Genomic DNA, 25895 nt, shown 5'->3' on the forward strand with positions numbered 1-25895 from the left:
ATTAATTTTCTAAATAATCGTGAACAATTGATGCCGTATGCTGGCCCACTTTTGGTGCAGGTTTATCCGCATATAAACGTTTTCCATCGATCTGGTACACGCTACGGGTGGTGGTCAGTGCGGTGCCATCTTGTAAAGTGACTTCCTGCAGCATTCCTGCCTCCTTAAAACCCTGCTCCTCAAAAAAACGATGATAATCGTTGACTGCACCACACCAGATCCCTTCGGATTCCAAACGGGATATCCACTCGCACGTTGTCTTTTGACACAATACAGCAGCAAATTCTTGAAGTATTTCATCACGTCGTGAAAACCAGGTTGCAGCGTCTTGATAGAACTGTCCAGACAAGCCTATGGTTTCTGCAATATGATTTACATTGCCCATGGCCAAGGCTAGATAGCCATCAAGGGTTTTGTAGAGTCCATAAGGCGCACTTAAATAAGCATGGCCAGCTCCTCTAACCGTCGACCGCTGAGGCAGCTTGCGACCATCGTTGACATGTGTAGTCAGCATTTCAAACTGCATATCCAACACAGATTCAAGCAAACTGACTTCAACAAGAGCTCCCTGTTGGGTATGGGCACGTTTCAACAATGCCGCCAATATACCTTGTGTCAGATGTGTGGCACAGTACATATCCACCACGGCCAATCCAAAAGGAACCGGCCCATCCTGTGCACAGCCCGATAACCAGGAAAGTCCCGACAGCGACTGCACGAGTAAATCCTGCCCTGGTTTTTTTGCCCAGGGACCTTCATTACCGTAGCCCGTTACTGTGGCATAGATCATTTTTGGATTGATTTTCCGTACGCTCTCATAATCCAAACCGATCTTTTCCATCACCCCCGGACGGAAGTTATGTGTCATTACATCGGCCTGGCGGATTAATTTTTCAATATTTTCCAGATCATTTTCATCTTTCAAATTGGCTGCATACGATTCTTTATTTCTGTTGATGGTATGAAAGACCAGGCTGCTCTCATCTACAAAAATATTTTTAATCGCAATCTGCCGCCCCCCTTCGCCAGCCCCCGGACGTTCAATTTTGACGACTCGGGCACCGAGATCCGCCAAACGCAAGCCAGCAGTTGGCCCAGCCATAAATTGTGAAAACTCGAGGACCAAAAGTCCTTCCAATGGTTTATTATCCATGATCTTCTTTATCCACTAATGATTCCAGATACATCGCATTCATCTTATCCAAAACTACCTTTTCGTCGCCGCCATCCCTTAGATAATCAACCACGATATCACCAGCATGATCCTGAAAATAAAGATGTCCATCATAACGCGGACGCAAATAAGCTCGATCTAATGCGGGTAGTGTGTTGCTAAAATAATTGGCCGTAGCGGCATTTACTTGCTCATTTTTCCAGGCACGTAAATGTCCAGGCTGGCCGCCATTTTCGACATATAGCGTTTCCTGAACTTCCGGTGTCGCGACAAATCGTGCATAATCCATGGCCACATCAATATGCTTGCCCTGTGAGGATACCGCCAGCCCCGCACCACCAAGTGTGCTGATCATAGGCGTACCATTTAATGACACTAAATCATGAAAATGCAACACCTTACGTGCATAACCTGCCCGAGCGTAATTCGAATAACCATAGGCAAATGGACAGTAAGCAATTTCATCACGCTGCGTCATTTCTTCAAACACCCTAAATGGATTTTTATCATAAAATCCGGCATCCAGTTCATCCGCAAGTGATTTGAATAATTTTAAGACCTTTATTCCAACTGCGTCGCTGATTACCTTTTCGTTATCTTGGCAAGGCTCTTCACCCAAAGAACAACAAAGACCGTAAAAGTGCATCAAGGAATCAATCGGCAACAGCGAAAATCCGACTTTCCCGGTTTTTGCTAGCGCTAAAACATCTTCAAATGTACGTGGAAGTGCCACTTGCAAGGCCTGTAAAAGATCCGGACGACTTGCAGCCACCGGTGTTGCAGCATCCGTAGCCAATGCCCACTGCTTTCCAAGAAAGTTATAACTTTCATGGGACTTCCCAACACTATTAGCACGCTGATCTGCCAAAAAATCTGCGGATAGGTAATCATCAAATGCAGCGAGCATCCCCTTCGCGGCAGCATGTCCCGTCCATGGATGGTCAATGACCAATAGATCGTATTCCATTGCCAAATCTGTCACTGATTTATCAGCAAATTCCTGTAAAGTCCGTTTTGTCCAAACAATTTCAACAGCTGGACATAATTCTTCATAACGCTGCGCAGTCGCAACCATCGGTACAAAGCCTCTGGTATGCCCCCAGGTAATCCCTTTTAACTGGATTTTCTCTGTCATTGTGTATTCATTTATTATTTTATGTTGTCTTGTCGAAAAACAGAGCAACTGTAACTATCATCTTATGATCAAGGTCTATTACCGATTCCTCCTTAAAAACGCCAAAATACAATAGTGGAGTCACGGCTATTTTATCCTATTTCGTTTCGCTATTGATCTGATAATATAGCCTATGCGGAATAGTCCTGTTTTTAATTATTGATATTATTGTTTATAATCTTTTCCCTTCTAATGCTTTTTCCCAAAGGAAAAGCGGTTTATAATATTCAAATATAAATACAATATTTGAATATAAAAATTTAACATGCTTTTTTGAGAAGCTAAAAACTCATAAATACTTTTTCTATCTTTAGCCCGATCATTTGTAAGCAAAACATATTATGATAGTAAATAGCTCCGATAAATATAAAGCACCAGCGCTCGAAAAAGGATTGCAGATTCTTGAATTTCTGGCCCTACAACCAACAGCACAATCCCAATCCGAGATCGCCTTGGGCTTGCATCGAAGTCCCAATGAAATCTATCGCATGCTTGCATCATTGGAGTCCAACGGGTACATTCATCGTGATCCAATTTCATCTAAATATTCGCTTTCACTGAAGCTATACTATCTTTCACACCGGCATTCCTTTGTAGAGAAACTACGGGCAACGTCATTACTACCGATGCAGAATACGTCCAACGAAATCAAGGACCCCTGTCACCTCTGTGTTATTTACGATAATCAGGTCATGGTCATCGCTTACGCCAGAGGTTCGTCGCCCATCAGCATCATGATTGAGGAAGGCAACCTCTACAACACGTCCCAGACCGCGTCTGGAAAGCTCCTTTTAAGTTTTTCCGAGGCTAAAAAAAGAAAATCCATTTTAGAAGCCGATCCCTATTACCGCAGTTTGAAGAAAGCAGAACGTCAGCAATTTGATAGCGACCTAGCCGATATCAAACGCAAAGGCTTTTATGAGATGCCCAGCGCATACGCGGAAGGCATCATCGATATTTCTGTTCCCATCGGAACTAGTGAAACAGGAATCATCGCCTGCCTCACGGTTTCAAAGCTCGTTCGACGTCAAATGGGGCAGAATATACCCACCGAAACTATTGTTGAAAGTTTAAAAAAATGCAGATCACAAATTGAATCCAATCTAGGATTAACTTGACAAAGGCTATTTAAAATAAATATACAACAAGAGCATAACCACAAATAACATTGCCCAAGCAGTCTTCACGCGGCCACTTGGTTTCTCCACAGTGATATTGTACATATCCTTATGTTCCATTTCATAACCCGACTTGGGTACCCAGTATGCTAGGCCTATTCCAATAATAAGTAGCAGCATAAAAAGACTAAAGGAAAGCATTAGATAATGCGGCCAAAAGGAATAAATATCTTTTGGGAAAATCCAGAGATAACATACACCTGTCCCCAAGCTCATTACCGCACCAAAAGTCAAAATCGTATTGATTGCTGCTCGATTGGTTCTTTTCCACAACACGGCCATTAGAAAAGCAACAGCTAAAGGTGGCGCAATAAATCCGAGAATAGACTGAAATACATCGAAAAGATTGAGCCCTTTAATTTGATCAATCGCCAGGGCAACGAAAACCGAAGCTAGACAGCCGATGATAACTGTATAACGTCCTACCTGGGTGATTTGCTTATTGGTTGCATCTGGCCGGATATGCTTAAGATATATGTCCATGGTGAAAACTGTACTCAAAGAATTAAGCGACGAACCGATGGTGCCCACCAATACAGCAATTAACACCACGATTACCAATCCATTCAGGCCTGTAGGAAACAGGTTGGTCACCATGGTCATATAAGCAAGTGATGGATCATTAAGTCCCGGAAATAAAACCGAACAGATGATACCGGTGAGTATAAACAGCGGCAAGGAAAGTATCTTGAGCCAAGCAATAAAATTAATTCCCAGTTGCCCCTGTTCGAGATTCTTTGCACCCAAAACTGATTGTACCATGGCTTGATCCGTACAGAAAAAAGCGATTGCTGCCACTGGATAGCCTAAAGCGATCGCATACCAGGGGTAATCTGGATCGCTTGCCGGTCTGATCAACGACCAATAATTGGCGGGAGTCTGTTGTATTAAAGAACTTATGCCACCGATTTTGGAAAGCCCAAGGAAAGTCAGAAAGGCCGACACGGCGATCAGCAAGATCATCTGAAAGATATTGATTTTAGCAACTGTCTTTAATCCACCCGTATACGCAAACAGACCAGCTAGAGAGACTAAAACAGTAACCGATTGCCACATGGGAATTCCCAAAATCTGCCGCACTAAAAATCCGCCAGCAAACAGCCCCAACGACAACCATGAAATAAGCATTTTTACCAGTGAATACCAAGCCAGAATAGTTTGCGTATTTGAACCGAACCTCTTACCCATAAACTCAGGTAAGGTGCGTACTCCGGTAGAAATATAGCGCGGTGCAAACACCACCGCCAATAGGAAAAGATAGATAAAAGCATACCAGTCAAAATTGACCGCAACGATGCCTGTTGTATAGCCTACTGTAGCAAAAGCCAGCAACATGGACGGTCCGACGTTCGTCGCCCACATATTGAATCCAATACTGTACCAGCTTAAGGATTTGCTGGCCAGGAAGTGTTCTGCCCCTTCTACCTTTTTACGGGATGACAAGAGACCGATCGTCAGTAATGCGACCAAATAGACTACGACGATGCAATAGTCGTAAATGGTTAACTTGTCTAAGATACTATTCATCTTCCTAGGTTCAAGTCGACACCATATCTTTCCAGCAGTTCCTTTGGACGGACGGGCTTTCCTGTTGTTAATGATTCATCCATAGCTTGCAATAAGGCTATAGTGCCTATACCCTCTTTCATATCTGGGGAGGCTTCCGCTCCAGTACGGATGGCTTTTGCGAAGTGCTCCAGGTAATTTTGATATTCACCGGCATGATGGCTTTTTCCTTCAAAACGGAAGTAATATTTTAGTTTATGCTCCCAAGTCAGCATGCGTTCTTCGCCAGTTTTATCCGTAATTGCATACCTTAGGTCCATATAATCTGCCTGACTAGCACCTTCGGTCCCCCGTAAAATACAGCTCATCTCACTATCCCGTGTGACAGGCTGCACAGGTCCGGTATATGCACCACTTACTCGGGCTACACGGCCATCTTCGGCTTTGAAGATAAAATGCATGGTGTCTGGATTTTGCAGCCCTCCTTTTTTTCCGTTGGCGCTCAGCATGCCATATCCCATCACTTCTTCAATATTCGGCAGATACCAGCGGATAAAATCGACCGGATGACTCAATCCACCGTAAAGCCATTTGAAGGAAGACTGTAAAGACCAAGGCTTCTCCAGAAACCAGCGGTGATCAGCATGATAATAGCCTTCGATGGTAATCAACTCACCAATCAGTCCGGCTTCAAAATCTTCTCTTTGCTTTTTCACCGGTTCAAAAAAACGGGAGCTCTGCCCAACAAATACACGCTTATTTTTCTGAGCTGCGAGTTCCAATAAAGCGTTGGCATCGGCCAGATTATCAATAAATGGCTTGGTGCAGATCACGTGTTTATCGTGCGCTAGCGCCAATCGGATATGCTGTGCGTGAAGATGATCCGGGGTATAAATTGCAATAGCTTCAATGCTTTTATCATTAAGCATTACTTGATAATCATTGGTATAATCATGAAAGTCAAATTCTTTCATGCGTTTGCGCCCTAGGTCTTCGTTCAGGTCGCAGACTTTGACCAAATCGATATATGGACTTTGTAGTGCCGCAGACATCGTGCTACGTCCTTCACCAAGTCCTAATATTCCTAATTTTAACTGTTGTATCTGTTCCATTTTATTGTTTATAAAAAATCCATGTTTCATTCACGCCCGTTCCGGGAATACCTTCCTGATAGGTCCCCATAAGTTTGTTCCATTCCATAACCCGTGGATTGTCCTTGGTCGTTAGCTGATCGATTGTTTGAAAATCCTGTCCTTTTGGAAAAGAAATATATAACATCAGCTGACGTCCATTGCGGTAGACCAATACCTCGTCAAAGCCTGCTCTGCAGAACCCTGCTGCAACTTCGGGCCATTCGTTAGATTGATTTTTATGGGCCTCAAAATAAGCCTCCTGTTTCGATTTATCGTCCACCAGTTGTGCGGTAAGTAATACAAAATCGATGTCTTTCACGTTCTCGGTTCCACAGTTGCTCCGATCGAACGTATAAAATAGATCATTGAACAACTTAGAAGAAATTGCCGGGTAATTGGCTACCCAAGCACTCGATATTTTCTTACCGATTTCATCGTCTGTCATCAGCAAGATATAATCCTTCCAGCGATATACCTGGCTGCTATCGGCTCCTTGTTTAGCAAAAAAATCTTTGATTTCAGTCAGTTTAAGCTGCTTTTTTACATCATGAATCTGAAAAAACACAGGTTTGTTAAAAGGAACATAGGTATTGAAAGATACATTTTTAGGAATTGATCGTTTTTCGGACAATAAAAAGTTATAACGCGGACTGATGCCTGCTTCTTCTTTCACCCTTGCACCTGCCTCGGGGCCGTTATTTATCCACTCAACACTTGGTCCATTAGCATTTCGCAATATTTTATTGGATGGAAACCAGTTGTTGCTGACATTCATATAGGCTGAACCTTCATCGGTATAGAGATAAAACCAATGTTCAGGAATATGCGCATAAGGCGACACATAGATGCTGTCGATATAATTTTCCTGAATTTTTGTTCCGGGCTGTGCCGATAAGGTGTAGATACCGGCTACATCATACATGTGTTTGCCATAACGTGTGATCTTATTTTTTAAAACACGGTTATTACGCATCGCATTGATTGTAGATGTCCAGCCCCAGCCCAAACTAATGCCTGTGTACGGAAGATCAAGCAATTCATTATTTGTAATAGCTACATTGCGGACAAAACCGGCACCAATCCCTACTGTTCCCCAATCCTCATTCCCAATATCTTGGATTAGATTATTGTTGACCACAACACCATCGGTCAAGATACGCTCATCGCTGGGCTGAAAAGGCAGATGTGCTTCCACTTGTTCGTCCGAAAACTGACCGAGTAATATCCCAGATCCGCCGATATCCTGAAATAGATTTCCATTTAAACTATCTTTTAGATTGCCAGCTCGATAGTCTATACCTGTCGCGGCTAAATGGGCGAACCGGCAAGATGAGATTTTAGTAAATGCGGTATGATTAAGTAGTACTGCAGCTTGAGGCCGTCCCAGCCAAGCCTGATTTTCCAGCCCAGCTTTATCAACAGTCCCCGGCTTAGCTAATTTATACGCATCCAAAAAATACATACCTGCCTGTAGCGCAACATGTCCAGCATAGTGGGGTCTTAACCAGGAGCTGTGCTGAAATTGAAGCCCTTCGATATATACATGACGAACAGGTGATTCCAAAGTCCCTTGCATCCTCAGGATCGTTTCAAGATAAGGCGCTACAACATGTAACTTGCTTAAGTTTTCATCAGGTCTTTTATAATAATATACTTTATGGTTTTCTTCATCCAAAAACCATTCTCCCGGCTCATCCAAAAATTCAAGGGCATTGACCAGACGAAATGCCGAATTGCCATATTCCTTAGACAACCAAGGCTTAGGCCAAGGGTGTTCATTCTGTAATTTACCTTCCGGTTCATGAAAAAATAGTGTGGTACTATCTTTTGTGACTACCGCCTCACGAACCCGGAGCTGCGCTATTGCCCACCACTGATGGATGAAAAACTCCATTCCAGCTTTATAGACAAACTTTTTAGGGAATACATTAGGAATAATAGCAGCCTGCTGCTTAAAGTCCCAATTAATAATCCGTGGCAAGTGGGCATCATCATGGCTTTCCGCACGAATCGCCTTACGTGAGCCAACCCACAATTGGCGGAAAGGGAAATACTTTCCTCCGGCCTGAGGGGCATCTGCCACCACGATATGCTTAGCTATAGCAGGATCCAGTCTCTTTTCACCTTTTACTGGCTGCCAGCCCTCAATAGAAATTCCACCCGAAAATATGGCTTCGTCGCCTAGCGCTTTTATCCAGGTCGGACTTTCGGCTGTTCCGCTGTCTTCAGGACGTATAAAAATAGTCTGAGTAGGCACATACTGTCCATCCTGAATCCAGATTGTGATTCCATGCTGCATGCGCGGATCGTTTAATCGTCGCCATTCCCGAGCCTCACGCAGGGCATCCTCCAAACATGAAAATGGAGCTCGCGGGCTGCCATCCCGTTGTTCCTTGCGGCTTTGTTTACCCACATGGATTTCACCTGTCTGCGCCGACAGACTACCGAGCGAAAAAAAAATAAAAAACCATATGAGAATTGTCTGCTTCATCTGTAAAATAATTTAAATATGATACTATTCGGTTTCAGCCGTACTTATAGACTCAGAACAATGGCTATCAATAGCCACTGTTCTAAAGAAATTCACCGAGGTTGCTAATAGCATCCATCTGTCCCTGCGGAATAGGCCGAAGGGCATAAACGCCATTCGTAAAGCTGTTTACCTTAGGACTGAATAACGAACCTGAATTAAATTTCACCAAAAAACGATAAAAACTATATCTCGCTGTACCTAGATCGATATTTGTTGGTCACCTAAAGCCGAGCTGATAATCACAGTACAGGGTGTGTCGGCCATTTTTTGAATCATTCCCAATGCTTTTCCCTTAAATGTTCTTCTTTTGGGCTGATGTAAGCCCCTTAGGTCGGCCTGAAATCCGTTATCGGTTCCAAGCACTTTCGCATTTCCCTTTACAATAAACTCAATTTCCTGATCATTGTGCAACACGGACTGTCCTGCTTGATCCACCAGTTCTGCGGTCACAAAATAAAGGTCCCGAGATTCTCCTGTGGCATATTTTTCATGTTCCACAGAAACTTTTACTGCATATGCTTCTGTGGCCGTGCGGACACTTGCTTCCTGAACAATTTTACCAGCCCGCTTTTTAACCACCTTCAGTTCGCCTTTTTCAAAAGGCACCTTCCAGCTAGCGTGCAAACGATCTGCTGTCTTTGCTGAAGTTCCCAAACTCTTACCATTGAGAAACAGTTCGACCGCCTCAGCCTTGTTATAATAAGCCCACACGTCCACACTATCGCCGGTTTTCCAATTCCAATGCGGTAAAAGATGCAGGACATCCTTGTCAGTCCATTCAGACTGATACATATAGTACACGTCTTTGGGAATACCGGCAAGATCAACAATGCCATAGTAAGAGCTCCTTGCGGGATAAGGGTAAGGCACTGGCTCGCCCAGATAATCGAAACCTGTCCATACAAACGTTCCGGCCAGGAAAGGACGATTCTTGACCGCCAACCAAGCTTTCTCATGGCTTGTGCCCCAGTAGGCGGCAACATTATCATAGGCCGATACCGTAAAATCAGGATTGCCATTGACGACATATTTGTCCTTCGATGATGCAGGCCAAAGCTGAATCGTGTCGTGCAGCCTGTCATATACCCCTCTGGTCTGTAAGGCAGACACGGTTTCTGATGCCAACAGCGGTATATTTTTGAATTCTACAGGTAATTTATCATAATCTTCATGCTTGTAGTTGAAGCCCAGTACATCCAAAGCCTCTGCCTGTGCGATAAAATTCTTTACATAATTATTTTCGGTCAAGGCAGCAGTAACGGGGCGTGTTGGATCCAGAGATTTTACCAATTTGGCCATTTCTTGCGTTAAGGCAATACCCGTGGAGTCAAATTGTTCTCGAATTTCATTTCCGATGCTCCATAGGATAACCGAAGCATGATTACGATCTCGACGCACCCATGCCTCAATATCCTTGAGGTGTTCCGTAGGAAAGTCAATGTGGTAGTCGAACTTATTTTTTCGCTTTTTCCACATGTCAAAGGCTTCATTGTAAACCAAAATTCCCATTTCGTCGCAGAGATCGAGTAACTCTTCTGCGGGTGGATTATGCGCAGTGCGAATGGCATTGGCGCCCATTTCTTTCATCATAACAAGCTGCCTTTTTGCAGCGGACTTATTGAAAGCCGCCCCTAAAATGCCCAAATCATGATGCATGCAGACTCCATAAATCTTCAAAGCCTCGCCGTTTAAGTAAAAACCTGTTTTTGCATCAAACCGAATTGTCCGGAATCCAATTCGCTTTTCGATTTGATCTTCGATTGTATTATTTTCAGTTAAAAGAGCCAGTTGCACGCGATATAAATTCGGCGCAAGGGGACTCCAACGTTGTGGTTTTTCCACTTGAAGGGATGCATCTATATGACCATCTTTCTCCAGCCCTGTTTTTTTCAGCAGCAGATTGCCATTGGGATCCCATATCGTAATCTGATATTTCTTCCCTGCAACTCCATTAGAACGGGAACGCTTATTCAACTTGGAAAGTATTTTCAGCTGTCCCAGTTCACCATGGATTTCGGGCGTGGTGATAAAAGTCTCCTGCTCATCGAGGCGTACTGGACCGGTCTTGATCAGATAAACATCCCGGTAGATTCCGGAACCTGAATACCATCTGGAGTTTGGCTGTTTACTATTATCCACACGAACAGCGATCCGGTTGGGCTGGTTCCCAAATTTAAGATGCGGAGTCAGATCCAGTGTAAAAGAGAGGTAACCATTGGGCTTTTTCCCCAAATAAACCCCATTGATCCATATTTCAGCATAGCGGTAAACTCCGCCAAAGTACAATTGTATATTTTTGCCTTGATCTGCGGTCGGCAACTTAAACTGCTTACTGTACCAGCCAATTCCGCCGGGCAATGCTCCACCGGCGTTTCCAGCAGGATAGGAAGCGCCAAAATCAGCTTTAATACTCCAGTCATGAGGGAGTTCGACCGATTCCCAAGCCTGAGGATCGATATCATGCAGGCGGTAACCCAGCTGATCCTGCAACGTGAAATGCCAGTTTTCATTAAAGTGGATTTTGGCGCGTCCCTGCCCAGATACAAGTTGTAGCTGCAACAGAAAGAGAACAGAAATAAAATAATGTAACTTCATATTAAATGATGATTTATAAGCACTGTTATCACTGCCATCAATGATATTATTGTGCTTGTTTCTTTATTCATTAATCAATGTTGAGGCATTCATGCTGCCTTCGGTTTAAAAACTCTGTTGGAATAGCCCAGCATGGTCGATCATTTACCAAGGACAATTCATGCTTCTGGTTTAAGATCTTAAAAATGCAGGTTACTCCGGCCTAGATCTTTAGAGGTCGCCAAGGCTATACCACGGTTACCTTTGCTATCTACGGCACAATAAAAGTGATAGACGATACCCTCCGTTTTCAGCACAAAAGACTTGTGCGCATATTGCTGATCAAAGCTCTCACTTGATTCAATCAGGTTGGTGCCTTCCCAATCCGTCCAATGGATCAGGTCTTTGGAAGCGGCAAAACGGTTAAATGCCCCTTTACGATCTTTCCAAAATGCCCCAAAATAGAACATAACCCAGGTATCATGAATACGTTGGATCATGGGGTCACCCGTGATGCCGATAGGATGATGAACCACCGGATCTTTTTGAAAACGCTTCCAGGTTTTCATATCGTCAGATACGGCCATACCAATCCGTTCATACCAGCGGGTTGCCTTATTATTCACCAAAGAATCGCCCACGGCATTGTAATACATCACAAAACGATGTCCTGTATTTTTATCCGGGTCTTCAATGACATAGCTTTTAAATAGCTTATGACGGTTTTCCCACCAGGAAACATCTGGGTCTGTACTGTTCAGGACAGGATTGGGCAGCTGCTGCCACTGGACGGGTTTGATGGGCTTCATATTGGTATAAGCGATCCCGATAGATAATGGTTCAGGCTCATAGCCTGCGGTAGAACCGCCGAAATAAGACATCCAATATTTTCCAGCATAGGTATTGAGTTTATATGTTCCACCCCATTTTGTATCAACCAAAGCATTGTATCCTGCTCGCTGCTTGGCATCCCAGTTACCATCGGGTGCCACAGCAAGCTGTTTCCCCAGGGTCTCCCAATGCAGGAGATCCGAGCTCTGCGCCAGCCAGGTCTCATAACCACTTCCATCAAACACAATATAGGTCATATACCAATATTTTCCGGCTTTGTATAGCGTTGGACAGTCTATCAGTTCACCTTTATGCTGCGGAACCAACACGAGCCCGTACTTGTAAGGTGTCTTTACCTCTTCATAAATTTTTGTCATTTCCGCACTGGAAATTCGTTGAGCATGTGCCCAAGATGTCCAGCCTGGCAATGCAAAAAACAGCAATAGTAGTATTCTTTTCAGTCGTCTCATCTGTAATCGTTATTCTTTCATCGTTGCTTTCAAGTCCCTCATGTGACAGCCAGACCATTGTCCATGCTACTTTTAACGACGGGGAGCTTGCTTGCTTTTACTTCGTAATGGTATATTTTCCCGAGCCCAATTTCAGTTCCACCTGCTCCTTGGTAGAAACCACAGCATCGCGATCCAGCTGCTTTCCATTGACCAAATAGCTTCCTTTAGGCAAAATCAACGTACATTGGCTATTGACAGGAATTTCCAGTTGATAATTTCCTTTCGATTGCTCCCGGTTAAAATAAATTTTCCCATATGGACTTCTAAAACTTATTTCACAGTCTTTCAGTGCGTTTAGCAATTTGGGCTCGATCCGAAAATGTTTAAATGCAGTCGATCCTGCATCTTGCTGTATCCCACCCAAACCGGTATGAAACCATTCCATCAGGTGTCCGAGCATAAAATGATTATTGGAGACGTTTGGAAGGCCCGCCCAGGACTCGGTCAGTGCCGTGGCACCTTTTCGCAGCTGATAACCATATCCGGGCCTGTCATCACGGTGATGCATGGCATAGATCAGATCATCACGCTTGTTGGCTTGCAACACCTGTAACAAATAACGATGACCGATATCTCCGGCGGTCAACGCCGTATCGTTTTGACAGACCGTTTTTGTTAATCTGTTAAAGACTGCCTGTTCGGCCTCCTGGGGTACTAAACCAACGTAGAGCGGCATAGCCAACGCCGTCTGACTACCGGAACCATAGCTATGCTCCTGAGGCCGATAAAATTGCTGATTGAACGCATCGAATACGGCCTGCTGTAAATTCTCAAACTTGTTAGCATCTTCTTTCTTTCCAAGCAGCGTAGCAATCTCTTTCATCAGTTTGAGGTCGTAGTAATAAATTGCTGTAGCCGTGATTCCTGGAGTAGTCAGCTGGGAAACACCCGGACGCTCAGGCCCCAAATCATACCAGTCACCCAAACCCTGTGTCAAAATATGATCCTTCGCCTTTGTGCCCAAATAATCAATATAACGGATCATCATGGCATAATTATCAGTTAGAAAGGCCTTGTTTCCATACCAGCAGTAGGCATACCATGCCAGGATAATCGAGCTGCTTCCCCACTCGGGTGAATCCCTGAACATATCTCCGCCCCAGTCAAATTGCACATATTCGGGCGCTATTTCAGGAACCAACCCATCCTTTGTCTGAGATTGGCGCATATCCCGCAGCGACTTGGCAAACAGGCGTTCAGCATCAAAGTTAAATTGTACCGACGGCCCCATTAAATGTAACTGCTCCAGCCATCCTAATTTTTCGCGGTGCGGACAATCGGTAAAGACACTGACCATATTACTTTTAATAGCCCAATTGATCAATTTATGGATCTGATTAAATAGCGTATCGGAGCTTTGAAAGCTTCCTAACTGTGTCGTGCTATTTCTAATATGGGCCAATTGTATCGCATCGATTCGAATTGGTTTGCCACCTGCAGAACGCAATTGAACCTCGGCGTAGCGAAATCCATAATACGTAAAACGTGGCTGCCAAGACACCGTCTCATCTTTTGCAAAAATATATTGGTAATAATAAGGGCTTCCCGAATGCTTTTGACTAGGACGTCCATCCGCGGTCAGCAATTCAGCCGGATACACCCGTACGGTATCTCCCGCTTGTCCGGTCATTTGCATGGTGACAATACCTGATGCATTCTGTCCAAAATCATAGGTGATCCGTTTCCCCCCATCAGCTTGCTGAAATCTAACAGGTGCGAAGCGCTGCATAATTTTTACCGGATCGATATCCTGTGCCCGTAGATGCGGTCCATCCGTTATGACCGCTTGCTGCCAGCTCCTGTCATCGTAGTTGGGAGCTGACCAATGATCAGGCAAAATTTGTGCATTGTAGTCCTCGCCTCCATACATGCTGGAAAAAGTAATTGGTGACCGGTGTGTTTTCCAGCCTGCATCACTCACGATGAATTCCTGCGTTCCGTCCGTAAAAGTATTGACAATCTTAAGTTTGAGTTTTGGTAGACCAAAAGCAACTTTATGTTTTTGGAATCGACCTTTAATTGGTGGAATATAATAAAATCCATTTCCTAATAGGGCAGCAATCGTATTTTTACCTTGTTGCCAGGCTTGGGTAAGATCGTAAACCACATAATAGGCTTCTTTATCATATTTCGTCCAGCCCGGCTGTAGCACTGCATCATCTACCCGCTTGCCGTTCAAGAGCAATTCGTAATGTCCCAGACCTGCCACATAAGCGATTGAAGAACTGATCTTCTTTTTCACATGAACTGATTTCCTGAAAACCGGAAGCTCATAACTTTTATCCAGGCGGAGCTTGCTGGAACTTAGAGGTAGTGGGTTGATCAACGAATCCGGCAATATATCTTTAGCAATCCATCGTGCATTCCCCCAATCTTCTGCATTCAACAATCCCGTATGAAAACGTTGTACCGCGCTTGTAGCTGTCTCCTTTTTATTATCACGTACCTGCACACGTATGTAATAACTTGTACCTGTAGCTAAAGGGGTTCCCTGGTATAACAAATTTAGGGATTGTTCTGTCGCTACCCATTGGGAATCCCAAAGCATGTCCTGCTTTGCAAAACGAGCGCTTTTACTGACTTCAATACGATAAGCCTGTTGTCGTACATCAGATTTATCGCTGCTCAATTGCCAACTAAACGCGGGTGTTAAAGTATTTGTGCCCAATGGGTTTTCGCGTCCTTCGATTAAAACACGAGTCACCGCTAACTTAGCCATACCAACCATGGGTATAGCAAGTAATAACAGGAAAATGCTTCCTAAAACGATTCCCTGCTTTCCAATATTTTTCATTCTTTTTTTCTTTTTTCCCCGGTTGTATTCATATCCAACTATTAAGGCGCTTCTGTCATTACACGGACACGATCCTGTATCAGCCCCGAAACATTGGTTGTTGAGACACTGGTATCTTTACACACAAACACACTATTTTTAATTTTGATATTTTTAGCATCTTTAACTGACAGATACCGGTCCCCACGGCCAAAGACGCGATCAATTCTAACATCATCCAAGACTGATTCTGGAATACCTTCGATCTTAATACAATCTTTAGCTGCATCAATATATATATCCTTTATTTGGATATTTGAGAAACGTGGTGTCAGGGCGTTCTTCTGAACTTCGAAATCACGGTTGGCTTGGTTTCCAACGTGCTGGGCCTGTCCCAGCATATCCCAACGCAATGCCGACTCAACATCCCGCATGCGAATACGTTCAAAACGCATGGCAGATCCGCCGCCGCCCCGCGGCCTTCTAGTTTTAAAACGGATACCAACATTGGTTTTTCCAAACACACAATCATGGACATACACCTGCTTGGCCATGCCCGCAGTCTCGCTACCGATCGTAAATCCACCATGACCTTTTTCCGAAAAGCAATAGCGGACTACAATATTTTCAGAAGGTCTGTTCACCCGTAGTCCATCATATCCACGTCCTGCTTTTACGGCGATACAATCGTCGCCAGTATTCAGGGTGCAATACTCCACAAGCACGCGGTTGCACGATTCAATATCTATCCCATCACCCCGTGGTATACCAATTGACTGTATACGTACCCCACGGATCACGACATCCTCACAGTACGTGGGAACGATATTCCAAAAAACCGTACGCTCCAGTGATACACCTTCGATCCAAACTTTTTTGCAGTTAATAGGCGCAATGAGTGCGGGTGGAAAGATGAAATCTGCGGTCTTTCCATCATAGATTCGCCGCTCAACAGGCGTATTACTGTCCACAATCTTTTCAATGACATCGTGCGTCATGGTTTTGCTTCGAATACTTCCATCACCGGGGCCAATAACCTTACCCCATCCTGTGACAGCAATATTTTCGGCTCCATTGGCATAAATACACGCGCCCAAACTATATAATTCTACACCTTCATTTCGTGTAAACACTACGGGAAGAAAGTCCTCAATTTCACTTTCAAATTCTAGTACTGAGCCCGCATCCAGCTGTAGATTAATATGGGATCTCAGCGTAATCCGTCCCGTATGATGATGTCCTTTCAATACTAGCGTACCGCCCCCCTGTGCCGCAAGCTGGTCGAGCTTAGTTTGTATATTTTCAGCGGGCCATACGGTATCTTGTCGCGTCGGAAATGTTGGCCGTTGGACATCCCATGCCATAAAAGGGGATCGCACTTTCTCTGGCTCAGCGGGCATCTGTCCAGCACCTACCTGATCAGCACGCAACAGGATCTTATCCAGCTGCTTTTCAACCGGAATACTTCGACATCCCTGCATGCCCATTACTACCACTACAAGCGATATTATCCAGTTTAATTTCATTGAAACACCTGTTTTACGTAACGTGTATTTGCACCAAAATTTTCTTTGACGGCACGTGGTGATAGATTAGCATCGCGAGATCGCTCGATCACGAGCCAACCGCGCCAGCCCATACGATCTAAGGTTTGTTTTACCAGGGGCATATTTAGTCGTTTATTATTTTCGAGCCAGACACCGTCCTCATCCGTACAATGTATCTGACAGATCCGCTTCTTCCCCAAAATAGTCAGCTCCTGAATCAGATCACGTCCTTCTTTCAACGGATTGGAAAAATTAAAATAGATTTGGATATGTTTGGAACCAACTTCTTTTAAAAGACCGACTTCGCCTTTCGCGTCCAAAGCTGTTTCAATTCCGATCACCACACCCGCCTTTTTTGCCATCTCGCCAACCACACGAAGACGCTCCACGATAGCAGGTCGCAACTCAGGATACTTAACCAAATCGCACGTTACGCCCAAAGGCAAAAAAGCCACTTTAACGCCCATTTTCTGACAAGTGTCCAAACAATCCCCTACCATCTGCTGATAAGTCGGCCGTGTGGCAAAAGACTGTGCATAAAAGCCAGTCATGGCCAACGAACAGATCGTTATTCCGGTTTCCTTTGCTTTGTCAAGAAAGGCCTTCCGTTGCGCAGGATCGCCTAACTTACTGTCAAAAGTAACCCGGTTGCCCAGTCCGCCCATATCTACCTCCAACCCATCCGCTCCTATTTCTTTTGCCAGGTCAAATGCACTTAGTTTTTGTCGCTTTAAGATCATCAGATCAATTACAGCGACATTGTAGCGTCGCTTAGGTGCAGCAAAGACAGCGGAAGGCAGGGCTGCTGCGCCAATCAAGGCCAGGGTATCGCATATAAATTTTTTTCGGTTCATCATAGTTCAATCTGATATGATTTTAATACTACTTTCAATTGTTCCATCCCGCGAATCGCGTTCTTTGGTAAGTTTTCACCCTCCTTTCCAAAACTGTATAACAACTCCTCCGGCTCGATCTGAATACCGGTCTCCGCGATGATATCGGCAGCGTTAGCCTGATCTAAATGAAAATGATCCAGGAGGAATGTGTAGAGTGCCTGTCTTTTGTTATAGCCAAAATCATGACCTTCATCGGGAAAATGTGCGTGTTGCACCTGATTTTGCTGCCCATAATAACCATAAATATGTTGCAGGTATGGAAAATCGTTGATAGCGGTCTCCTTCGTCCAATCCTGTCCATCGGAGATGATCAGTTGTGGTTTGGGGGCTGTCATCGCTGCCAGTTCGACATTATTGGTCCCCCCACAGACAAAATGCACGGGTAGTCCACTTTCACAGGGGCAACCTCCAAAGAAGTAGGATGACATCGCCACAACAGGGGCGACCAAAGTAAAACGATCGTCCAAGGCGGCCATTAAAATACTGTGACTACCTCCACCCGATCCACCACTAATGCCTACCCTGCTTCGATCGACTTGTGGCAGGCTCATAACATAGTCTAAAATGCGCTCCGCGCCCCAGGTCTGCATTAACATCGCCTCACTGCTGCGATGATCTGAACCAGCGAACTGCAATAAAGACTCCCCCCAGGCAAATAGATCATAGCTTACAGCCATACAGCCCAGTCGAGCTAAGGTGATAAATCTCTTCTGCGCGTCCGAACGATAACGCTGCTGCGGCCAATGACCATCAGGAGAAAGTACGACAGGGATATTTTTCTTCTGTTTGAGCGGAGAATAGATACTGCCATTGATATAGACCCCTGGTATAATTTCTAAGGCAAAATTCTGAACTTGGTAGTCCGCATAGCGGCGTACCTTGCCCAAGCGAATGGGTTGATCCGGTATACTTTTCAGTTTATCCCAGTACATCGCTTGCCTAACAGCAGCTCGCAATTGATATTTTCTCTTTTCCCAACTTGCCTGATCCGTATATTTTTTAGACAATAGGTTCAGAAAATCCCAGCCTTCCTGTGGTTTCCAGCGGTTATATTCGTATGATTTTAATTTATAGGTATCGGGCTTGGCTTCCTCCTGCAGTTTAAAACCCAAGGGATACAGCAAATTGATTTCTGTGCCCACAAGATCTGCCCTAAACTTCCAGGGTGCGTAGTCCACCATAATGTCTTTGACATTGCGTGGATCATATTTAATCTTGACTTGATACCGTACTTGCATCATTTCCAGCACTTTTTCCAGGGGCTGCTTAAATTTATGTTCATAATTGAGTAAGCTGTCCTGCCCCTTGACAACAAGCGAGACAAAAAACAAGCAGACTGCACAAACGAACTTAATCTTCTTCCTTAACATATGCATTAGGGTCTGGTTTTTTATATCCTTGTTTTGTTGGCCAGATGCCATTCTCAATCGGGATTAACTTCACTTTCTTCGGATCTACGACGACATGTTTCATTTTCTTTCTACGCCAGGTGTAGCCAAAATGCAATAGCCCATCTTTGGTTTGAATCACTGCGGGATAAGAATACTGACTGATTGGCGAATCCTCAAGAATAAGTGCGGCCTGCCACTGCTTGCCATCTTTGGAAAAAGCAACATTCAATGGCGTACGCGCCCCTTTGGCTAAGTTACCTTCCGGAAGCACGTGGTTATACACCAATACATGCCGTCCGTCTTTTAGCGTTACGGCATCTGTACCCGAATTATTATTGGGGAGCGTCGTTTTTTCCAATGGAGTCCAATGTTCGCCCCAGTCCTTAGACCAAGATGTTACGACCGCACGGTTGCGTGTGCGCGCTAATATTTGCAACTGACCATTTCCGTGGTCAAGTATGCTCGGTTGTATGGCGTCCAGATTATCCGCACCACGGGCAATCGGCCCTATTTTACGCCAGGTCTTACCAAAATCCGAACTCGCTTCAAAATGTACATTCCAGCCATTTCCTTCCGTACTGGAAGGACTCAGCAAGGTACCATTTTGCAAAAGAACAGGCTTATTTTTCACCGGTCCAATAAAGCCCTCAGGCAACTTTTCAGCAGCAGACCAGGTCTTACCGCCATCTTTGGAGCGTTTGAGCATGCCCCACCATTCCGATGGTTTGGGCCCAATTTTATAGAATAACAAGAGATCTCCGTTGGGTATTTGATACAAAACTGGGTTCCAGGTCGGCAAACGCTTCCCATCCGGTTGTATACCATCTGCGGCTGACGCAGGAGCCGTCCAGTGTCCATTTTCGTATCTACTCACATAGATTTCAACATCGGGATGACGTTCTTTCGTTCCACCAAAAAAGGCATATACCAGACCGTGGTCCGTCTCTGCCATGGTAGCGGAATGACAGGAAGGGAAAGATGCCGTATCATAAATAAATTCGTCTTTTTTTACTCCTTTTTGCCATTCTTTTAACGTCGGATTTTGCCCGTAAGAACACAAGGAATATAAAAAAAATAGGGCTGTTGCTAATTTAATCTTTATCTTCATAAATGTATTTTTAATATTATACATGTATACTAAATACTGCTTATAGTTTAATTTTGAATTGGTAATCTCCAGATCCGATAGCGAACCAAGTGCCTGATTTTTCCTGTCGTAGGATTTGAATATCTTTATCGTTTTTTAATTTTCGATTGCTTTCCAGGATAGATGACAGTACCGTTGTGGGCAGATAGATCTCTGCTTTGGTATTGGCCGGAATAGAAATCTTCCATTCAAAAGCCGATTTGCTTTTGCTCCAATTGGATTGAATGGTTCCATAAACACTTTTATAGCTTGCATCCACATGATCCAACCCTGCTACGACCTGCGGTTTCATCACAACAGTCTGAAAAGCATGCTCCTTTGATTTGATGCCCGCCAGATCCTCATAGAGCCATACCAAGAGGTCGCCCAACATCATCACATGGTTTTGTGAATTCATTTTGGGGTGGGCTGTATTGCCATTCCACAACTCCCAAATTGTTGTTGCCCCATTTTCGACCATATAACCCCAAGAGGGATAGGTCGTATTTGTGGCAATTTTATAGGCAAGATCTGCACGACCGATTTTGGTTAGCGTACGCATAATCCATTGTGTTCCGATAAGTCCTGTACTCAGATGCCCCCGATTTTCTTTTTCGACAATCTCAACGATCCGATTACTGAGCTTTTCTCTATTCGCATCCTCTACCAATCCCAAAGACATTGGTAGTAGGTTATCGGTCAATGAATTACTGCCATAATAACCTGCATCATGATAGAATGCCGTATTAAAATTTGCTTTCATCTTTGCTGCGCGGTCCAAAAAGTCAGTTTGATCTCGTTCGTTGCCAATAAGGGCACTAAAGCGGGCCATCGTCTGCAGCAAATGATAGTAATAAGATGTTGCGATCAATGTACTTGGATATTTTTTATCCGCAATCTTTCCTCTTCCGGCTTCAATGGTTATCGGTGGGAAACACCAATCTCCATAACTATCTTTGGTAATGATACCGCCCGGGCCTGTATAACGGGCCTGCATATAATCCATCCATTTTTTCATGGCCGGATAGTGTTTTTCCAAAATGCGCAGGTCGCCGATCTGTTGATAGAGCATATCGGCGATAAATAGGTATGTTCCTGGCCAGCTGACATTATCACTATAGTAGCGCCAGAAAGCTGGTGCAACATCTGGTAACGCACCATCCTCCTTTTGGGACAGCCGAATATCTTCGAGCCATTTATTATAAAAATTAGCATTATCAAAGAGGAAATTCTCGCCGTAGGCACTTATCGGACGATCACCCAGCCAGGGCTGACGCTCGTTTCGTTGTGGACAATCCACCGGTATACCTTTGTAGTTTGAAGCAATCCCCCACCATGCATTTTGATGGATCTGATTGATGAGTGTGTTGGAAGACACAAAGGTTCCCGCATCAGGTATATCGTCGTAGACAAAACGACCAACAAAATTACTTTTTGAAGCTACCCCAGGATAACCGCTTACTTCCACATAACGAAATCCATGATAGGTAAACCGCGGCTCCCAGGTTTCTTTTCCGCCACCTTTTAATATATAATGATCCGTTGCTTTGGCATCCCGTAGATTGGTTGTAAATAACTCGCCGTCTTCCGTCAAAGATTCTGCAAAACGGAGTGTTACCGCTGTTCCACGCGTACCAGTCACCGTCATCTTTATCCAACCCGAGAAATTCTGTCCGAAATCAAGGATGTATTTTCCTTCGGACTTTTTGACAATCGAAACTGGTGCAATATCTTGCATAACCTTCATACCTTCCGACTGCGCTTCATAATTGCCACCGGGCTCCTGCACAAAAGCAGCCTTTAACCATGTTTTATCGTCATAATCCGGATTTGCCCAGCCCGTTAGCTCCTTTCTGGCATCATAATTCTCACCGTCATATTCGTTATTTGCCGTTATGGGTCCTTCGGTCGTTCCTTTCCACGAATCATCGGTCTTAATGACTTCCGTTGAGCCATCCGTATAGGTCAACATAAGCTGCATCTGCAATTTGGGGAATCCAAAGGTTTTTACTTTATAAGGTTTTGCTTGACGCATGGCATAAAAGCGGCCATTTCCCAAAATGACACCAAGCGCATGTTTACCCTGCGAAAGTGATTTTGTTACATCCAAAACATTATACTTAATGTTCTTGGTATAATCCGTAGGCACTGGAGCCAGGACTTGATCCCCTATCTTCTTGCCGTCGATATATAACTCATAAAGTCCTAGGCCCATCACATAGGCTGTAGCCTGCTTAATCTGCTTGGTTGTTGTAAATTCCTTTCTGAAATAACGCGCAGCCAATTGCCCGGTCTGTTCATTGTCTAACGGGAAGTACCGATCAAAACCAATCCAGCGTCCTATCCAATCCTTGTAATGGAGTAGTCCCATGGTCCAGCTTGCAACATCAGACCATTTACTCTCACCTTTATTTGTATATACTTTTACTTTCCAGAACACTTCCATACGGCTCTGCAGCGCTCTTCCTGCATAAATAACATGCGTGGAATTATTCGAAAGCTGTTTCCCAGAATCCCAAAAATCGCCGATATCCTGGTCCAGTTTTTCTTGTGAGGAAGCGACGAGTATCTGATAGGCTTCTTGTCGGATAGACCGCTCACTGCCCTGCAATTGCCAGCTCAGTCTTGGAGCAATGACATCTATACCGATCGGATTCGACCGTAATTCAGTCCGCAGGTTTGCAACAGTGATCTGCGCTGTAGCTTGATGCCACAAGATCGACAAGAAGACCGATACAATAGATATGACAGTTCCTGCTTTCATTAGTTTTCAAAATCAAGATAGAGGACCATATGCAGCGCCCGACTCGGTTCCTTCTCAAAATCGTAGTAAACGTGCTTCATGCCCATAGGCCCGGTCGTTTCTGGCTTTTGTGTTTTCGTGCCGATGGCTGAAATACCATTCATAAAAGAAATATCCCCTTTCGGGAAAGTGGGTTCCATGTTTTTCCATTCGGTATCTTGCTGTTCTTTTGGCGTATATAAACGCAGAAACACATCCTCCCGATCGGTAAACACGCGGAAACTTTGATCTTTTCCGATAAATTTGGTCCAGTACATATTGGCATGGTACCCTTTAAATTCGGGATATTCAAATGGCGATTCGCCCGTTGCCGTGTTATTGTACTTCTTTTTCCACACGCCAAACTGATTCCCTTTCATCCGGTTTTTCCAAACCCGATAAGGGCCCATTCCCCGATATTCAACACCTTCGATTTGATCTTCTGGAAAATCGAAATTCACTCCGACAAAGCGCGTAAAATAACTCTCAGGAAAATATTGGACATGCATTTTCAACTGTCCCGAAGCAAGGATTTCCCAACGCAAGGTATTATAACTATCTTTTTTATCAAAAGTAGATGCGATAATCACCTTTCCATCTTCACGGCTCAATTTGAAATTCTTATAATTTGTCGCCGCTTCCTGCAAAACCGGTCCGTTTTTGAAAGGAATAATTCCTTTTGCATTTTGCACCTGCTCGAGCAACCCGCTCGTCTTATTGACCTGATAGCTAATGCCATTTGCTTTTACCAGATACGTATTCGGGGTCTCCTGTACTACAATCTCCCCTGTTCCATTTGGTTTCAGGAGACTACCTGCCACCTGATTCGGCAATGTAATTGGAAAACTCCAGGTAAAAAGTTCCTGTTGATGCACATCTTTTGCAGTAATATATAAAACATCGAAGTCCTCCCAACCTGCAGGGAAATCAACTTTTAAGATCCCTTTCTCACCAGGGCGGATATTGGGTGCGACAATCGTTCCGCTTTTTGTTGCTTTTACTTCATCATAACCGCCTAACTTTTTGAGTTCGTAAGAAAATGAACACTGATTAATATTGGTAAAAGAATATCTATTTTCAATATGGAATGCACCGTCAAATCCTTTGGTCATTTCTCGTTTTTCAAAGAAGATAGGACTCCATACTTCTTTAATGGTAAAGAAGCTTCCTTCCTTTTCGCCGTGTGGACCAATAATACCATCTGGGCCACGATTTCCGTCAGTATCTATGATACCACCTTTATCCGTCCTGACGATGCCCTGATCACGAAAATCCCAAAGAAAACCGCCCGCAGCAAGGGGATTGGCAAGCATCGCTTTCCAATAATCCTCCAATCCGGCACCATGCCCGCCATCGTACATGCCATGCAAAAACTCAGTCGGCATAATAATATTGTGCCCATGATCATAGGTACCAATACCATAATTATATTCCCGGTAATGAGTTGTTTCAAAACCATTATGTACGGCCCAAGGATAAATCACGGCACGTTTTTGAACATCCTCCTCTGCGAAGATGGGATCGAAATCCGGATTATGCCCACCTTCATTGCCATTTGCCCAGAAAACAACGGACGGATTATTTTCGGATACCGCCATCATCTCCCGCAATAATTTGGTACCGACTTCCTTATCGTAATGTCCGTGCCAACCCGCTAACTCGTTCATGACATATAAGCCCAATGAATCACAAACAGCCAAAAAATGATTGTCTGGCGGATAATGGGCCATCCGAACAGCATTCATATTCATTTCCTTCATGAGCTTGACATCGGCAATACTAACTTCTTTACTCGTCGTCCGCCCCGATTCCGGGACGAACGCATGTCGATTGACACCTTTGAATCGAACCTTTGCGCCATTAACGTAAACGCCATCACGTTCTTTCACTTCTATGGTTCGAAAACCAAATTTTTGCTCCAACTGATGCTCTACCTTACCATTTTTCGACAAGGTAAATTGTGCTGTATATAAGTTTGGAAATTCGGCAGACCATAATTGCGGCGCTGAAAATTGTCCCTCGAGCCAGTTATTTTTGTCTGACAACTTTTTTTTCAGCTGTTTTCCAAATTTCCTTCCTTTGGCGTCAAATAGTTGAACGGTAATTTCATCGGCTTCTCCCACCGTCTTTATTTTGGCTAGGAATGTTCCGTCAGCCTTTGCGTCCAACGAAACACGTTCAATATGATGCTGGGGCAGGGCCTCTAAATAGACCGGTCTAAAAATCCCACCGAAAATCCAGAAGTCACCTTCCCGTTCCGCCGCATTCACCGACTTGTTTGCCGAATGTTTAGCGACATTGACTTCCAATAGATTTTCTTCGCCAAACTTCAATAGTTTCGTAATATCGTATTTGAAAACATAATATGATCCCTGATGGATGGCGCCGGCCAGCTTACCATTGATCTTGACTTCGGTATCAGTCATAGATCCTTCAAAAACAATACGCACCTGCTTATCTTTCCAGGCATCGGATACTTGAAAGCTATATTTATAGTGACCGACCTCTTTCCCTTTATCAGCCTCTTTATTGAACCCGTAATTATATTTCCCGAAGCCTTGTTGTTCCCAGTTGGAGGGAACTGGTATTTTCGTCCATTTCCCGGCATTCATGCCTTCGCTCACATAAAAATCCCATAATACACCATCATCCTTTCCTGTTCCAGAGAGGTACTGGCTCGCTGTTTTTTGGGCAGATACCTGCAATCCCATAGTCCCCAAAAAAAGTAAGGATAACGCTATTTTTGTTTTCAAGTTCATGATCGC

At 44.2% G+C, this 25895-nt stretch carries 16 protein-coding genes; 1 reads left to right on the top strand and 15 read right to left on the bottom strand.

Annotated features, from left to right (window positions below; all coding sequences use genetic code 11):
- Position 1: 1 nt before the first annotated feature.
- Positions 2–1153 (bottom strand): CaiB/BaiF CoA transferase family protein, encoded by a 1152-nt coding sequence (locus tag D7322_RS01060; protein ID WP_121120627.1) that lies wholly within the window; start codon positions 1151–1153, stop codon positions 2–4.
- Entirely contained in the window at positions 1146–2309 is a 1164-nt protein-coding gene (locus tag D7322_RS01065) for an ABC transporter substrate-binding protein (RefSeq protein ID WP_121120628.1), read from the bottom strand. Before D7322_RS01065 ends, D7322_RS01060 begins: the two co-directional genes overlap by 8 nt.
- 380 nt (positions 2310–2689) lie before the next feature.
- On the opposite strand from D7322_RS01065, the gene D7322_RS01070 reads away from it, so the two are divergent.
- Positions 2690–3466 (top strand): IclR family transcriptional regulator, encoded by a 777-nt coding sequence (locus D7322_RS01070; RefSeq protein WP_121120629.1) that lies wholly within the window; start codon positions 2690–2692, stop codon positions 3464–3466.
- A gap of 6 nt (positions 3467–3472) precedes the next feature.
- Here the strand turns inward: D7322_RS01070 and D7322_RS01075 are convergent, their stop codons facing one another.
- The 13 genes from D7322_RS01075 to D7322_RS01130 form a co-directional block, all read right to left on the bottom strand.
- Positions 3473–5053 (bottom strand): sodium:solute symporter family transporter, encoded by a 1581-nt coding sequence (locus D7322_RS01075; protein ID WP_121120630.1) that lies wholly within the window; start codon positions 5051–5053, stop codon positions 3473–3475.
- Complete coding sequence (locus D7322_RS01080) at positions 5050–6144, bottom strand: Gfo/Idh/MocA family protein (protein WP_121121223.1); 1095 nt, start codon at positions 6142–6144, stop codon at positions 5050–5052. Before D7322_RS01080 ends, D7322_RS01075 begins: the two co-directional genes overlap by 4 nt.
- A 1-nt stretch (position 6145) precedes the next feature.
- The gene (locus tag D7322_RS01085; protein ID WP_121120631.1) at positions 6146–8656 is read right to left on the bottom strand and encodes an L-rhamnose mutarotase; all 2511 of its coding nucleotides are present in this window, start codon (positions 8654–8656) and stop codon (positions 6146–6148) included.
- Positions 8657–8738: 82 nt separating this feature from the next.
- Complete coding sequence (locus tag D7322_RS29055; RefSeq protein ID WP_262707614.1) at positions 8739–8864, bottom strand: hypothetical protein; 126 nt, start codon at positions 8862–8864, stop codon at positions 8739–8741.
- A 32-nt stretch (positions 8865–8896) separates the two neighbouring features.
- Complete coding sequence (locus tag D7322_RS01090) at positions 8897–11293, bottom strand: glycoside hydrolase family 2 TIM barrel-domain containing protein (protein WP_121120632.1); 2397 nt, start codon at positions 11291–11293, stop codon at positions 8897–8899.
- Between the two features lie 179 nt (positions 11294–11472).
- Positions 11473–12573, bottom strand: coding sequence for a glycoside hydrolase family protein (locus D7322_RS01095; protein WP_121120633.1), 1101 nt, complete (start codon positions 12571–12573; stop codon positions 11473–11475).
- A 97-nt stretch (positions 12574–12670) separates the two neighbouring features.
- A complete protein-coding gene (locus D7322_RS01100) occupies positions 12671–15409 on the bottom strand; it encodes a family 78 glycoside hydrolase catalytic domain (RefSeq protein WP_121120634.1) in 2739 nt (912 codons plus the stop codon).
- A 41-nt stretch (positions 15410–15450) separates the two neighbouring features.
- Positions 15451–16914 (bottom strand): glycoside hydrolase family 28 protein, encoded by a 1464-nt coding sequence (locus D7322_RS01105; protein ID WP_121120635.1) that lies wholly within the window; start codon positions 16912–16914, stop codon positions 15451–15453.
- Complete coding sequence (locus D7322_RS01110) at positions 16911–17792, bottom strand: sugar phosphate isomerase/epimerase family protein (RefSeq protein WP_121120636.1); 882 nt, start codon at positions 17790–17792, stop codon at positions 16911–16913. The genes D7322_RS01105 and D7322_RS01110 overlap by 4 nt, the downstream gene beginning before the upstream one ends.
- Complete coding sequence (locus tag D7322_RS01115) at positions 17789–19207, bottom strand: glucuronyl esterase domain-containing protein (RefSeq protein WP_245971220.1); 1419 nt, start codon at positions 19205–19207, stop codon at positions 17789–17791. The genes D7322_RS01110 and D7322_RS01115 overlap by 4 nt, the downstream gene beginning before the upstream one ends.
- Positions 19182–20330, bottom strand: a complete 1149-nt coding sequence (locus D7322_RS01120) for a sialidase family protein (protein ID WP_121121228.1) — start codon at positions 20328–20330, stop codon at positions 19182–19184. Before D7322_RS01120 ends, D7322_RS01115 begins: the two co-directional genes overlap by 26 nt.
- A 40-nt stretch (positions 20331–20370) precedes the next feature.
- Positions 20371–23112 carry an alpha-L-rhamnosidase gene (locus D7322_RS01125; RefSeq protein ID WP_121120637.1) on the bottom strand — a complete coding sequence of 914 codons (2742 nt, stop codon included), beginning with the start codon at positions 23110–23112 and terminating at the stop codon, positions 20371–20373.
- Positions 23112–25889 (bottom strand): glycoside hydrolase family 2 protein, encoded by a 2778-nt coding sequence (locus D7322_RS01130; RefSeq protein ID WP_121120638.1) that lies wholly within the window; start codon positions 25887–25889, stop codon positions 23112–23114. Before D7322_RS01130 ends, D7322_RS01125 begins: the two co-directional genes overlap by 1 nt.
- Positions 25890–25895: the final 6 nt, after the last annotated feature.

The sequence above is a fragment of the Sphingobacterium puteale genome, from assembly GCF_003627955.1.
Classification (GTDB): domain Bacteria; phylum Bacteroidota; class Bacteroidia; order Sphingobacteriales; family Sphingobacteriaceae; genus Sphingobacterium; species Sphingobacterium puteale.

What these genes read in the sequence shown, in the direction of transcription:
- D7322_RS01060 (WP_121120627.1), bottom strand. Translation starts at nt 1,153, where the DNA reads ATGGATAATAAACCATTGGAAGGACTTTTGGTCCTCGAGTTTTCACAA.
- D7322_RS01065 (WP_121120628.1), bottom strand. Translation starts at nt 2,309, where the DNA reads ATGACAGAGAAAATCCAGTTAAAAGGGATTACCTGGGGGCATACCAGA.
- D7322_RS01070 (WP_121120629.1), top strand. Translation starts at nt 2,690, where the DNA reads ATGATAGTAAATAGCTCCGATAAATATAAAGCACCAGCGCTCGAAAAA.
- D7322_RS01075 (WP_121120630.1), bottom strand. Translation starts at nt 5,053, where the DNA reads ATGAATAGTATCTTAGACAAGTTAACCATTTACGACTATTGCATCGTC.
- D7322_RS01080 (WP_121121223.1), bottom strand. Translation starts at nt 6,144, where the DNA reads ATGGAACAGATACAACAGTTAAAATTAGGAATATTAGGACTTGGTGAA.
- D7322_RS01085 (WP_121120631.1), bottom strand. Translation starts at nt 8,656, where the DNA reads ATGAAGCAGACAATTCTCATATGGTTTTTTATTTTTTTTTCGCTCGGT.
- D7322_RS01090 (WP_121120632.1), bottom strand. Translation starts at nt 11,293, where the DNA reads ATGAAGTTACATTATTTTATTTCTGTTCTCTTTCTGTTGCAGCTACAA.
- D7322_RS01095 (WP_121120633.1), bottom strand. Translation starts at nt 12,573, where the DNA reads ATGAGACGACTGAAAAGAATACTACTATTGCTGTTTTTTGCATTGCCA.
- D7322_RS01100 (WP_121120634.1), bottom strand. Translation starts at nt 15,409, where the DNA reads ATGAAAAATATTGGAAAGCAGGGAATCGTTTTAGGAAGCATTTTCCTG.
- D7322_RS01105 (WP_121120635.1), bottom strand. Translation starts at nt 16,914, where the DNA reads ATGAAATTAAACTGGATAATATCGCTTGTAGTGGTAGTAATGGGCATG.
- D7322_RS01110 (WP_121120636.1), bottom strand. Translation starts at nt 17,792, where the DNA reads ATGATGAACCGAAAAAAATTTATATGCGATACCCTGGCCTTGATTGGC.
- D7322_RS01115 (WP_245971220.1), bottom strand. Translation starts at nt 19,207, where the DNA reads ATGCATATGTTAAGGAAGAAGATTAAGTTCGTTTGTGCAGTCTGCTTG.
- D7322_RS01120 (WP_121121228.1), bottom strand. Translation starts at nt 20,330, where the DNA reads ATGAAGATAAAGATTAAATTAGCAACAGCCCTATTTTTTTTATATTCC.
- D7322_RS01125 (WP_121120637.1), bottom strand. Translation starts at nt 23,112, where the DNA reads ATGAAAGCAGGAACTGTCATATCTATTGTATCGGTCTTCTTGTCGATC.
- D7322_RS01130 (WP_121120638.1), bottom strand. Translation starts at nt 25,889, where the DNA reads ATGAACTTGAAAACAAAAATAGCGTTATCCTTACTTTTTTTGGGGACT.